This window comes from Nocardia jiangxiensis NBRC 101359 (assembly GCF_000308615.1).
GTDB classification, from domain to species: domain Bacteria; phylum Actinomycetota; class Actinomycetes; order Mycobacteriales; family Mycobacteriaceae; genus Nocardia; species Nocardia jiangxiensis.
Genome location: NZ_BAGB01000045.1, coordinates 19,434 through 32,508 on the forward strand (window position 1 = coordinate 19,434; position 13,075 = coordinate 32,508).

A 13,075-nucleotide genomic window follows, 5' to 3' on the forward strand; every position below is an offset into this window, starting at 1 on the left:
GCCCGCTCACTTCCTGGACGTCGTACAGATAGTGACGGCTGCCTCGCCCCACGAGGGCGGGAAATACTCGGTCAGCAGATCTTCCGCGCCCGGCGGAAGGTCGCCGTTGATCGGATCGATGCCGAGCGAGAATGATTGCGCCGGTTGGTAATACAGCGCCCAATACACGCGCAGCCCCGGAGACTGCTCATCGGGGATGAGCATCAGCATGGGGGGCGTGGCCGCCGGGATATGTCACGGTGACGGTCCGGCGGCGCAGTTCGTCCGGCATCGTCGGCGGGAGTTCACCGACCGGATAGCCGCCCCGCCACAGCACGTAACCGGAGTATTCCGCCGTCGCGGCCGGATCGACCAGTGCGCGGGCGGCGGACCGATAACCGTCCGCCCCGATGACGACGTCGAACCGTTCGGCCGTGCCATCGGCGTGGTGCAGCGTGACCGCGTCGGCATCGGGTTCGATGCGAGTCACCGGAACACCGTCGCGATAGTCGGTACTCACCCCGCCCAACGCTCGACCCGGGAATGGTAGCAAGTCGAGCTGCGGCGAGATCGCCTGGGACACAACGGGATCACATCCCGTTGGTTGTGGCCCGGTCGCGACGAGCGCGACCGGGCCTCGCCCCTTACGGCAGCGGACCGCCCGCGGCGATCGCCGAGAGGGTGGCGAACTCGTCGCCCTTGAGTGAAGCGCCACCGACGAGTGCACCGTCGATATCGGTCTGCGAGACCAGCTCGCCGACGTTCTTGGCGTTCACCGAACCGCCGTACAGCACCCGAACCGAGGCTGCCACCTGCGGATTCGTCAGCTCGGCCAGCTCACCGCGAATCGCGCCGCACACTTCCTGCGCGTCCGCGGGGGTGGCGACCCGGCCGGTGCCGATAGCCCAGACCGGCTCGTAAGCGATGACGACCTTGGCGATCTCCTCGGCCGTGAGGCCCTTGAGCGAACCGCGCAGTTGCTCGAGGTTGTAGGCGACATGCTCGCTCACCTCGCGCACACCCAGGCCCTCGCCGATGCACACGATCGGGGTGATCCCGTGCTTGAGCGCCTGCTTGGCCTTCGCCAGCACCGTGGCGTCGTCCTCGTTGTGGTACTGCCGCCGCTCCGAATGCCCGACCACGACGAACGAGCACCCCAGTTTGGCCAGCATCGACGCGCTGATCTCACCGGTGTACGCGCCCGACTCGTGCACCGAGACGTCCTGGGCACCGTAGGTGACCAGCAACCGGTCGCCTTCCACCAGGGTCTGCACACTCCGGATGTCCACGAACGGCGGAATAACCGTCACGTCGACCTTGTCGAAGTACTTGTCCGGCAAGGCGAATGCGATCTTCTGCACCAGAGCGATGGCCTCGAGGTGATTGAGGTTCATCTTCCAGTTGCCCGCGATGAGCGGTTTCCGTGCCACCGGCTCAGCCCTCCAATACCGCGATACCGGGCAGTTCCTTGCCCTCCAGATATTCCAGCGACGCACCGCCGCCGGTGGAGATGTGCGAGAAACCGTCCTCGGGCAGACCCAACGTACGCACCGCGGCGGCCGAATCGCCGCCACCGACCACCGTGAAAGCGCCCTTCTCGGTGGCCTGCACGATCGACTCGGCGACCTTGCGGGTGCCGTCGGCGAACTTCTCGAACTCGAACACGCCCATCGGGCCGTTCCAGAACACTGTGCGCGCCTCGGTCAGCAGCGCGCCGAAGCGGTCCGCCGAATCCGGGCCGATGTCCAGGCCCATCCAGCCCTCGGGAATCTCGTTGGCGGACACCACCTTCGACTCCGCATCGGCGGCGAACTCGTCGGCCACCACGATGTCACGCGGCAGGTGGATGACGTCGGCGTACCGATCCAGCAGGCCGCGGCAGGTCTCGATCATCTCCTCCTGCAACAGCGAGGAACCGACCGGAAGACCCTGTGCGGCAAGGAAGGTGAAGCACATGCCGCCGCCGATGACCAGGGTGTCGACCTTCGGGGCCAGCGCCTCGATGACCGCCAGCTTGTCCGAGACCTTCGACCCGCCCAGCACGACCGCGTACGGCCGCTCGGTTTCGGTGGTCAGCTTGCGCAGCACCTCCACCTCGGCCGCGACCAACGTGCCCGCATAGTGCGGCAGCAGTTCGGCCACGTCGTAGACCGAGGCCTGCTTGCGGTGCACGACGCCGAAGCCGTCGGAGACGAATGCGCCGTCGTCGCCGACCAATTCGACCAGCGCGCGGGCCAGCTTGCCGCGTGCGGCGTCGTCCTTGCTGGTCTCACGCGGATCGAAACGGATGTTCTCCAGCAGCAGCACATCACCGTCGGTCAGGCCCTCCGAACGCGCCAGCGCGTCCTGGCCGACCACGTCACCGGCGAGCTGGACGTTGCGGCCCAGCTCGTGCGCCAGACGCTCGGCGACCGGCGCGAGCGACAGCGCCGGGTCGGGCTCGCCCTTGGGGCGGCCCAGGTGCGCGGTCAGCACGACCTTCGCGCCAGCCTCGACCAGCGCCTTGATCGTGGGAACCGAGGCGATGATCCGGCCCGGATCGGTGATGACCCCGTTGTCCAAGGGAACGTTCAGGTCGGAGCGCACGAGCACGCCCCGACCCTCGACACCCTCGGCCAGGAGATCCTGAAGTGTCTTGACCGTCATCTGATCAGAGCGACTTGCCGACGAGACCGATGAGGTCGGCGAGGCGGTTGGAGTAGCCCCACTCGTTGTCGTACCAGGACACGACCTTCACCTGATCGTCGATGACCTTGGTCAGCGGCGCGTCGTAGATCGACGAGTGCGGGTCGGTGACGATGTCGCTGGACACGATCGGGTCGGTGTTGTACTTCAGGATGCCCTTCAGCGGGCCGTCCGCGGCGGCCTTGAACGCCGCGTTGATCTCGTCGAGCGAGGCCTTGGTACGCAGGTTCGCGGTGAGGTCGGTGACCGAACCGGTCGGAACCGGCACGCGCAGCGCGTAACCGTCCAGCTTGCCCAGCAGGTCGGGCAGCACCAGGCCGATGGCCTTGGCCGCACCGGTGCCGGTCGGCACGATGTTCAGCGCGGCGGCACGGGCGCGACGCAGGTCGCTGTGCGGGCCGTCCTGCAGGTTCTGGTCCTGGGTGTAGGCGTGGATCGTGGTCATCAGGCCACGCTCGATGCCGAAGCTGTCGTTGAGCACCTTGGCCAGCGGGCCCAGGCAGTTGGTGGTGCACGACGCGTTGGAGATGATGTTCTGGCTGCCGTCGTACTTGTCGTCGTTGACGCCCATCACGACGGTCAGGTCCTCGCCCTTGGCGGGCGCGGAGATGATGACCTTCTTGGCACCGGCGGCGAGATGGCCCTTGGCCTTGGTCGCGTCGGTGAAGATGCCTGTCGACTCCACGACCACGTCGACGCCCAGCTCGCCCCACGGCAGGGCCGCCGGGCCCTCCTTGATGGCCAGCGCCTTGATGCGCTGATCGCCGACCACGATGGTGTCGTCGCCGTCGAGCGAGACATCCTGCGGCAGGCGACCCAGGATCGAGTCGTACTTGAGCAGAGTCGCCAGGGTGGCGTTGTCGGTGAGGTCGTTGACCGCGACGACCTCGATCTCCGTTGTGCCGAGCGCCTTCTGCGCTTCGACCGCCCTGAAGAAGTTGCGCCCGATGCGGCCGAAGCCGTTGATGCCTACCCGGACAGTCACGTTATCGCTCCTCAGCTTTCTGCGGATTCTTCTCCGTTGTCGATCCACCCTAATGCCCGGCCGTCATGTCACAGACACGCCCCTGGTCACGGTGAGAAAACCGAGCATCACCCGACCTCGCGACACTGCGAGGTTCGCCCCCGCAGGATACCGATCCGCACCGACAGAAGATCGGGCGATCCACGCAGAAGTGACGAAAGCCGCCGTGGTGCAAGGAAACTCGCACCACGACGGCTATCGGCCGGCGTACGCCTCAGGCGTCTTCGAGCAATTCGGCGGTGACCGCCGATTCGGTGTCCGGAATGCCGAGTTCCTTCGCACGGCGATCGGCCATCGACAACAGCCGCCGGATCCGGCCCGCGACCGCGTCCTTGGTCATCGGCGGATCGGCGAGCTGACCCAGCTCCTCGAGCGAGGCCTGACGATGCTCCACGCGCAGCTTCCCGGCCGCGGCCAGGTGGTCGGGCACATCGTCACCGAGAATCTCCAGCGCGCGTTCGACCCGCGCGGCCGCGGCCACCGCGGCCCGAGCCGACCGGCGCAGATTCGCGTCGTCGAAATTCGCCAGGCGATTGGCGGTCGCCCGGACCTCGCGGCGCATCCGCCGCTCCTCCCACGTCAACCGGGTGTCCTGCGCGCCCATCCGGGTCAGCAGCGCGCCGATGGCCTCACCGTCGCGCACCACCACCCGATCGGTGCCGCGAATCTCCCGATTACGGGCCTGGATGCCCATCCGGCGCGCCGCACCGACCAGGGCCAGGGCGGCCTCGGGTCCGGGGCAGCTCACCTCGAGCGCCGAGGATCGGCCGGGTTCGGTCAGCGAGCCGTGCGCGAGGAACGCACCCCGCCACGCGGCCTCCGAATCGGCGATACTGCCGCCCACGACCTGCGCGGGCAAACCGCGCACCGGGCGGCCGCGCACGTCCAGCAGACCGGTCTGGCGCGCGAGCGCCTCGCCCTCCTTGGACACCCGCACCACGTACCGGGACGTCTTGCGCAACCCGCCCGCGCCCAGTACGTGCACATCCGAGCCGTAGCCGTACAGCTCGAAGATCTCGCGACGCAGGCGGCGGGCGATCGAGCCCATGTCCACCTCCGCCTCGACGATCACCCGCCCGCCGACGATGTGCAGCCCGCCGGCGAACCGTAGTAGCGCCGACAATTCGGCCTTGCGAGATGAGACCTGCGAGACGGACAGACGGCTCAGCTCGTCTTTCACCTCGGCTGTCATCGCCACGAGACCCGCTCCTTTCCACCCAACGCGGACCGCACATCCTGGCCCATGTGCCGTCCTTCGACTCGAAGCCCTGCTGATTCCGGCCGAGGCGCTCGGATCACCTGATCCAGTGCGGCAGCCAACTTTCCAGGGTGGTGCCGGTCCGTCCCCGCCTCGGCGACATCAGCGAAGGTTACTCGCGCACGCAGCTGTTCGGCAGCTCTTGCCACATGTTCGCGTTCCCTACCCTCCGGTACGGACCCGGAGTCCACCACCACGTGGTCCACCGCGAAATCCGGTGCGTGCTGGGACAATACATGCAAATGGCGCTCGGCGGAGAATCCGGCCGTCTCGCCGGGTTCGGCAGCGAGGTTCAGTACCAGCACTTTTCGGGCGCGCGTATGCACCAGCGCCTCGTGCAGGCCCGGGACCAGCACATGCGGGATGACGCTGGTGAACCATGATCCGGGACCGAGAATCACCACGTCGGCGTGTTCGATCGCCGACGTCGCCTCGGGACTCGTCGGCGGGTCCGAGGGGATCAGACGCACCCGCCGCACCTTACCGGGCGTGGTGGCCACCGCGACCTGTCCGCGGATGCACCGGCTCACCCGGGGGTCGGCCTCGAGCCCGGACACGTCGGCCTCGATGGTGAGCGCGGCCGGGGACATCGGCAGCACCCGCCCGGTGCAGCGCAACAGCGTACCCACGGTGTCCAGTGCGGCAACGGGATCCCCGAGGACCTCGGTCAGCGCGGCCAGGATCAGATTCCCGGCCGAATGCCCTGCCAGCGCGCCGGTTCCGCCGAAACGGTGCTGGACGGTGCGCGCCCACGCCCCGTCGGTCTCCTCGGCCAGCGCCGCCAGCGCCATGCGTAGATCGCCCGGCGGCAGCATGCCCAGTTCCGCGCGCAGTCGCCCGGACGAGCCGCCGTCGTCGGCGACCGTCACCACCGCGGTGATATCCGAGGTCAGGCGTCGCGCCGCGGTCAGCGTCGCGTACAGCCCGTGCCCGCCGCCCATGGCGACCAGGGCCGAATCCGGCCCCTCCGCACTCATTCGCGCCCCAGGTCTCGATGCACCACGCGCACGGGGTCCGCGCTCGATTCGCCGAGCGCCTCACCCAGCGCCTCCGCTACGGCCACACTGCGGTGCTTGCCACCGGTGCAACCCACTGCCACGGTCATATAACGCTTCCCCTCTTGGCGGTAACCGTCGGTGGTCAGGTCGATCAGGTGACGGCAGGTCCGCAGATAGTCCTGTGCACCCGGACGGGACAGCACGTACTCGCTGACCACCGAGTCCTGTCCGGTGTGCTCACGTAACTCCGGTACCCAATGCGGGTTGGGCAGGAAACGCAAGTCGAACACCATATCCGCATCCAGCGGCACTCCGTACTTGAAACCGAAGGACTGGATGGTGACCTGCAGCGCCTTGGGCGCACCGCCGCCGTACGCCTCCTCCAATTTGCGATGCAGCTGATGCACCGACAGGGCGGTTGTATCGATCACCAGGTCGGCGGCTGTTTTCGCCGAGTCGAGCCGGGCACGCTCGGCGGCGATGCCCGCGGACAACGTGCCGTCGGCGCTCTCGCTCTGCAGCGGGTGCCGCCGCCGCGCGAAGCCGAACCGGCGGATGAGCACGTCGTCGGACGCCTCGAGGAACAGTACCCGGGTGCGCACGCCCCCGGACCGCAACTGCTCGGTGACCGCCGAGAGATTTCCGGTGAAGAAGCGACTGCGCACATCCATCACCAGCGCCAGGCGCCGGATCGGTGGATCCGCCGACACGCCCAGCTCGATCATCCGCTCGATCAGCTCCGGTGGCAGGTTGTCCGCGACGTACCAGCCCAGATCCTCGAGCACCCGCGCCGCGGTGCCGCGGCCCGCACCGGACAACCCGGTGACGATGACGACCTCGACTCCCGCCGAATCGGGCGCGGGTGAGGACGCCGACGTATCCGCCGCACTACCGTTCGATTCCACGCTGGTCATGTCCTACCGGATCCGTTGCTGGCGCTCATGCGATCATCCTGCCTTTTTCCCATATCCGGCGCCGGATACGCGCGCCGGGCGACATCGAGACGTAACCGTGCCATCAGATTGACAGGCGGCGACTATTCGCCGTGCAGCGCCGCGAGCACCGCCTTCGCTGTTGCCACCCCGATGCCCGGAACCTGTGTGATCTCCTCCACCGTAGCCTGCTCGAGCCGGGCGACGGACCCGAAGTGCGTGACCAGCGCGGTGCGGCGCGTCTCACCGAGGCCGGGAACCGCGTCCAGCGCCGAGGCCGTCATGCGCCGGGAACGTTTGCTGCGATGGAAGGTGATGGCGAATCGGTGCGCCTCGTCGCGCACGCGCTGCAGCAGGTACAGCGACTCGCTGTTGCGGGGCATGATCACCGGATCCGGCTCGCCCGGGACCCACACCTCCTCCAGGCGCTTGGCCAGTCCGATCACCGCGACGTCGGTGATGCCGAGATCGTCCAGCACCTCCGCGGCGGCCGCGACCTGCGGCGCGCCGCCGTCGACGACGTACAGGTTGGGCGGATAGGAGAATTTGCGGGGTTTACCGGTCTTCGGATCGATGCCCGGCGTGGGATTGTCCTCGGCCTCGAACAGCTCCTGGTCGCGGCGCAGTCGCTGGAACCGGCGGCGGGTGACCTCCGCGATACTCGCGACGTCGTCCGAGCGGCCCTCGCCCGCGGCCTCCTTGATCGCGTAGTGCCGGTATTCGGATTTGCGCGCGAGCCCGTCCTCGAAGACGACCAGGGAGGCGACGACGTCGGTGCCCTGCACATGGCTGATGTCCACGCACTCGATCCGCAGGGGTGCGGAGTCGAGGTCCAGCGCCTCCTGAATACCTTGCAGCGCAGCCGATCTCGCGGTCAGATCGCCGGCGCGCTTGAGCTTGTGCTGCGCCAGCGCCTCGGCGGCATTGCGTTGGACGGTCTCCATCAGCGCCTTCTTGTCCCCGCGCTGGGGCACCCGCAGCTGGACCGCCGAACCGCGCAGACCCGAGAGCCAGCCCTGTACCTGTTCGGCGTCACCGGGCAGCGCGGGTACCAGGACCTCGCGCGGCACGACCGTGCCCGCGGGCTCCGCGCCGGCCTGGTCGGCGAACGCGGCCTGCTCACCGTAGAACTGCATGAGGAACTGCTCGACCAGCGCGGCCAGTTCGCCGCTGGACTCCGCCACGGCGTTCTCGCCGCCCGATTCGGCATCATCACCGGGCTCCGCGGAATCCGGGACGTCAGCGGAGCCCGCAGATGCCTGATCCGCACCGGAGTCCGCAGCCCGGCCGTCGCCGGGCTCGGCGGCGTCCTGCGCGACCAGATCGACCGCGTCACCGGATTTGTCGACCACCCAGCCACGCTGACCGCGGACCCGGCCGTCGCGCACGTGGAAGATCTGCACGGCGGCCTCGAGTTCATCGGTGGCGAAGGCGACCACATCGGCATCGGTGCCCGTGCCCAGCACCACCGCCTGCTTCTCCAGCGCGCGGCGCAGCGCCTGCACGTCGTCGCGCAGGCGAGCGGCGGTCTCGAAGTCCAATTCCTCTGCCGCGGCGTGCATCCGGCGTTCCAGCTCGCGCACCATGCGATCGGTCTTACCGGCCAGGAAATCGCAGAAGTCCTCGGCGATGCGACGGTGTTCCTCGGCGCTGACCCGGTCGATGCACGGCGCGGAACACTTGTCGATGTAGCCCAGCAGACACGGGCGGCCGATCTGACTGTGCCGCTTGAAGACTCCGGCCGAGCAGGTACGCACCGGGAACACCCGCAGCAGCAGATCCACCGTCTCACGGATCGCCCACGCGTGCGCGTACGGGCCGAAGTACCGCACCCCCTTCTTACGCGGGCCGCGATAGACGAATACCCGCGGGTACTCCTCGTTCATACTCACCGCGAGCATGGGGTAGGTCTTGTCGTCGCGGTAGCGGACGTTGAACCGCGGATCGAACTCCTTGATCCAGTTGTATTCCAGCTGAAGGGCTTCCACCTCCGTGGACACCACGGTCCACTCCACGCTCGCGGCCGTGGTCACCATCTGGCGGGTGCGCGGATGCAGCGCGGCGATATCGGCGAAATACGAATTCAACCGGCTGCGCAGACTCTTGGCCTTGCCGACGTAGATGACCTGCCCGAAGGAATCCCGGAACTTGTACACACCGGGATCTACAGGAATGGTGCCCGGCGCAGGCCGGTACGTCGCTGGATCTGCCACGCGACCAGATTAGCGAGAAGCACCGACAGGCGATCGGGCCCACTGCGGCCCGCTCATCCGGTACGGCGGGACAGGGACGCGTGCTCGCGCCGGGCGCCCGCCTCGATCGCATCGCACAGCGCCCGCTCCGGCTCGGACAACCGGCTGCGGCGGCGCAGCAGCACGAACTCCAGATCTCCCAGTTTCGGCAGCCGATCGTCCGCCACGGCGAAAAGCCCTGCGGGAAGCAGACTTTCCGCATGGACGATGACACCCAGCCCGGCCAGCACCGCCGCCCGCAAGCCCAGTTGACTATCGCTCACGCAGGCGATCCGCCAGGTGCGCCCCTCCCGTTCGAGCGCCTGCAGCGCCGCCTGCCGGGTCATACTCGGCTGCGGATAAGTCACCAGCGGCACCGGGTCGGTGAAACCCGTCGCTCCCGAGCGCCCCGCCCACACCAGCCGGTCGCGCCAGAGCAACTCACCGTGCTGCTCCCCCGGCCGCCGCTTGGCCACCATCAGATCCAGTTCCCCGGCCTCGAGCCGGGTCCGCAGCGTCTCACTGAGCCCGACGGTCAACTCCAGGTCCACGCCCGGATGGCTGCGCTGGAATTCCAGCAGCACATCGGGCAGTTCGCGAGCCATCAGATCGTCCGAGGCGCCGAGCCGGATCAGCCCGGACAGCCTCGACTCGGAGAAATAGCGTTCGGCGTGCGCCTGGGCATCGAGGATGCTGCGCGCGAAGCCGACCATCGCCGCACCGTCCGCGGTGAGTGCCAGATTGCGGGTGTCCCGGCGGAACAGCGCCCGCCCGGCCGCCTGTTCGAGTTTGGCGATATGCCCGCTGACGGTGGATTGGCGCAGGCCCAGGATGCGCCCCGCAGCGGTGAACCCACCGGCCCGCTCCACGGCGAGGAAGGTGCGCAACTGATCCGGATCGAACATATTCATCACGATACTCGTTCAGAGATATCAAATCGAACGACTTTCGCGATCATTCATCCGGAACGTATCGTTCATCTGTGCAGCTTCTCGCCAAATTCCGGATCGACGCCTTCATGCTCGGCCTGCTCGCCGCCGTGCTGGTCGCCGTAGTCCTGCCCGCTCGCGGCGATGCCGCCGGCGTCTTGAGCTGGGCCACCAAGATCGCGATCGGGATCCTGTTCCTGCTCTACGGCGCGCGATTGAAGCCGCGCGAGGCGCTGGACGGGCTCAAGCACTGGCGACTGCACTCGAGCGTGCTGGCGGTGACCTACCTGGTCTTCCCGCTGATCGGTCTGGCGCTGCGACTGCTGGTCCCCTCGGTACTGACCGACGACCTGTACACCGGGGTGCTCTACCTGTGCCTGCTGCCCTCGACCGTGCAGTCCTCGATCGCCTTCACCTCGATCGCGCGAGGCAATGTGGCCGGTGCGGTGGTGAGCGCGTCACTGTCCAATCTGCTCGGCGTCTTCGTCACGCCGCTGCTGGTCATGCTGCTGATGGACACCACCGGCCAGGCGACGGTGTCGATGGGATCGATCGTGGCGATCGTGTTGCAGCTGCTGCTGCCGTTCCTGGCCGGACAGGTGCTGCGCAAGCCGCTGCAGGTACTCATGCGTCACGCCACCGTCACCAAGGTGGTCGATCGAGGTTCGGTCTACCTGGTCGTCTACTCCGCGTTCAGCGACAGCATGGTGGAACACATCTGGGGCGGGATTTCGCTGCTGTCCCTGCTGGCGGTGGTCGTGGTGTGCGTCGCGGTGCTCGCTGCGGTGCTGGCGCTGACCACGGTCGCGAGCCGCCTGCTCGGATTCGATCGCGGCGATCGCATCGTGATGATCTTCTGCGGTTCCAAGAAGAGCCTGGCCAGCGGCCTGCCGATGGCCACGGTCCTGTTCGCCGGGCACCCGATCGGCCTGATCGTGCTACCGCTGATGATCTTCCACCAGATCCAGCTGTTCGTCTGCGCCTGGCTCGCCGGACGGTGGGAGCGGCAGGCCGATGCCGCCGCGGAGTCCGAACCCGCGGACGAGGAATCGGTCGCGACCGAGGTCGCCTGACGCTATCTCGTTGCGTCCATGGGGAATCGGCTCGATGCGGCGCCACCCGCCGGGATGATCGGCAGCACCACCGACGACGGATGGTCCGCGTCGTGCAGGATGGTCTGGGTCGCGATCCGGGTATCGGCACTCGCACCGAACGGCTGACCGGTATTGGGATTCGGGGCGAACTGCGGATAGTCGCTGCTGGAGATCTCCACGCGGATACGCGAACCGACCTTCACCAGATAGCTGGTCGGCCAGATCTTTATCGTGTACTGATACGGCTGGCCGGGCACCGTCGGGGTGGGATTGTCCAGTGAATCCCGGAACGGGGTGCGGATGATTCCGTCGTTCAGGTTGACCGTGGCCCCATCCGGTGCGACGGCGACCAGTTTCGCGGTGAAGTCGGTGTCCGGCGCGGTGGACGACGCCCACAGTTTCACTTCGGTCGGCCCGGTCAACTCGGTGTCCGCGGACATCGGGGCGGTGGTGTAGGTCAGCACATCCGAGCGCTGCTCGACGACGTACTGGTCGTAGGGCCCCTGCGGCCCCGAGGACGCGCCGCAGCAGGAGTGCCCACCGGCGCTGGGCACCGGATCGAGCGGATCGTAATAGTAGGTGTCGGGCTGCTGCGGATCCTTCGGCGGCGTGGCGCTCAGCGCGCCCACTCGGCCGGACAGCCCGTTGGCACCGCTGCCGGACAGGTAGTAGGTGGTCCAGCGGGTGTTGGGCAGCGGCCACGCGGTCGCGGTCTTCCACTTGTTCGCACCCATGAGGAAGTAGTCCACCGTGGGCTGCCCGGCGACCTTGTTGTCCTGCCCCTTCAGGAAGTGGTCGAACCAGGCCGGCATCAGATCGTTGACCGGGCTGTCTCCCGCGGCTCCGGCGGCGGCGAGCATCGGCGCGGAGACGCCGCTGCCCGGACGTCCCCAGCCCACGTGATCCCACGGCCCGATGACCAGCCGCTGATTACTGCGGGCCTGCGGGGTGCCGCCGTGGTGCACCATACCGCTGAAATTCTCGGTTCCACCGGCCAGGAACGCGTCGTACCAGCCCTCGAAATCGAGCACCGGAACCTGCACGTTCGGATAGTGGTCGCGAATGCTCCACTGCTTCCAGTAGTCGTCGCGCGCGGAATGCCGTATCCAGTCGAAGAACCACGGCGCGACCGCCGGATCGTCCGGATGCATCGGCGGGAACTGCTGATACGGCCGATATCCCATCCACCGGGTGTACTGCGACTGGTCGGCGGCCAGCTGTTTCGCGGTGCCGGTATCGCCGCGGTTGATCGCGGCGGTCTGCGCGATCGTTCCCATCGCCCAGGGCTCGACGAAGGCGAGCCGGAATTCCCCGCCCTCGTAGGTCCAGCCGTCGTAGTAGTCCGAGGCGGTGTTCGAGGGCACGATGGTGACCAGGTGCGGTGGCGCGGTGACCGCCGAAAGCCATTGTGTGGCACCCACATACGACGATCCGTACATGCCGACCTTGCCGTTGGAGCCGGGCAGCCGCGCGGCCCATTCGACCGAGTCGTATCCGTCGTTCCGGTCGTTGCCGAATTCGGTGAAGGTGCCGCCCGAGGCGCCTTGCCCCCGGATGTCCTGCACGACAACGAGATAGCAGTGCGAGGCGAACCAGTCCGGCGACTGGTAGCGATACGGCTTCACTTGTGCTTCGGCCTTGCCGTACTGGGTGCGCATCAGGATCACCGGCACCGGATCGGCGGTCTTCGGGCGGTACACGTCGGCCTTCAGTACGACGCCGTCGCGCATGGTCGCGGGGACGTTCTCCTGCTCGGCGACCGCACATTTCCCGCGCCCCTGCGACGGCGGCCACGCACCGGATACGGAGTGGCCGTCCGAGGGCGCGCTCGGTGATCCGCTACAACCGCTCAGGACCAGTGTCGCGGCGGCCAACAGCGCGCCTCCGCGCAGAATTCGATTGCGCCGCCCCCGATTCCACGACATTCACCGACGTTAGCACCGGG

General features: G+C 67.7%; 12 protein-coding genes. 1 reads left to right on the forward strand and 11 read right to left on the reverse strand.

Annotated elements, in window-relative coordinates; genetic code table 11:
- Positions 1 to 6 precede the first annotated feature (6 nt).
- From ON40_RS19225 to ON40_RS19270, 10 genes are all read right to left on the reverse strand, one after another.
- The gene (locus tag ON40_RS19225) at positions 7 to 210 is read right to left on the reverse strand and encodes a hypothetical protein (protein ID WP_040824944.1); all 204 of its coding nucleotides are present in this window, start codon (positions 208 to 210) and stop codon (positions 7 to 9) included.
- On the reverse strand, positions 188 to 499 hold the full coding sequence (locus ON40_RS19230) for a Rossmann-fold NAD(P)-binding domain-containing protein (protein WP_040824945.1): 312 nt from the start codon (positions 497 to 499) through the stop codon (positions 188 to 190). Before ON40_RS19230 ends, ON40_RS19225 begins: the two co-directional genes overlap by 23 nt.
- Before the next feature lie 124 nt (positions 500 to 623).
- Positions 624 to 1,409 carry a triose-phosphate isomerase gene (gene tpiA / locus ON40_RS19235; RefSeq protein ID WP_040824946.1) on the reverse strand — a complete coding sequence of 262 codons (786 nt, stop codon included), beginning with the start codon at positions 1,407 to 1,409 and terminating at the stop codon, positions 624 to 626.
- Between the two features lie 4 nt (positions 1,410 to 1,413).
- Positions 1,414 to 2,625 carry a phosphoglycerate kinase gene (locus ON40_RS19240; RefSeq protein WP_040824947.1) on the reverse strand — a complete coding sequence of 404 codons (1,212 nt, stop codon included), beginning with the start codon at positions 2,623 to 2,625 and terminating at the stop codon, positions 1,414 to 1,416.
- Between the two features lie 4 nt (positions 2,626 to 2,629).
- Entirely contained in the window at positions 2,630 to 3,649 is a 1,020-nt protein-coding gene (gene gap, locus ON40_RS19245; protein WP_040824948.1) for a type I glyceraldehyde-3-phosphate dehydrogenase, read from the reverse strand.
- 253 nt (positions 3,650 to 3,902) lie between these two features.
- Entirely contained in the window at positions 3,903 to 4,880 is a 978-nt protein-coding gene (gene whiA / locus ON40_RS19250) for a DNA-binding protein WhiA (RefSeq protein ID WP_153411812.1), read from the reverse strand.
- Positions 4,877 to 5,923 carry a gluconeogenesis factor YvcK family protein gene (locus ON40_RS19255; protein ID WP_040824950.1) on the reverse strand — a complete coding sequence of 349 codons (1,047 nt, stop codon included), beginning with the start codon at positions 5,921 to 5,923 and terminating at the stop codon, positions 4,877 to 4,879. Before ON40_RS19255 ends, whiA begins: the two co-directional genes overlap by 4 nt.
- Complete coding sequence (gene rapZ / locus ON40_RS19260) at positions 5,920 to 6,858, reverse strand: RNase adapter RapZ (protein ID WP_040824951.1); 939 nt, start codon at positions 6,856 to 6,858, stop codon at positions 5,920 to 5,922. Before rapZ ends, ON40_RS19255 begins: the two co-directional genes overlap by 4 nt.
- A 122-nt stretch (positions 6,859 to 6,980) precedes the next feature.
- Positions 6,981 to 9,089, reverse strand: a complete 2,109-nt coding sequence (gene uvrC, locus ON40_RS19265) for an excinuclease ABC subunit UvrC (protein ID WP_040824952.1) — start codon at positions 9,087 to 9,089, stop codon at positions 6,981 to 6,983.
- A 53-nt stretch (positions 9,090 to 9,142) separates the two neighbouring features.
- A complete protein-coding gene (locus tag ON40_RS19270) occupies positions 9,143 to 10,012 on the reverse strand; it encodes a LysR substrate-binding domain-containing protein (RefSeq protein ID WP_085997749.1) in 870 nt (289 codons plus the stop codon).
- A gap of 77 nt (positions 10,013 to 10,089) precedes the next feature.
- Here ON40_RS19270 and ON40_RS19275 point away from each other — a divergent pair, with 77 nt between their 5' ends.
- Positions 10,090 to 11,109: a bile acid:sodium symporter family protein gene (locus ON40_RS19275; RefSeq protein ID WP_040824953.1), complete on the forward strand. Its 1,020-nt coding sequence runs from the start codon at positions 10,090 to 10,092 to the stop codon at positions 11,107 to 11,109.
- Positions 11,110 to 11,111: 2 nt separating this feature from the next.
- Here ON40_RS19275 and ON40_RS19280 read toward each other — a convergent pair whose 3' ends face one another.
- Positions 11,112 to 13,055 (reverse strand): CocE/NonD family hydrolase, encoded by a 1,944-nt coding sequence (locus ON40_RS19280; protein ID WP_083895779.1) that lies wholly within the window; start codon positions 13,053 to 13,055, stop codon positions 11,112 to 11,114.
- Positions 13,056 to 13,075: the final 20 nt, after the last annotated feature.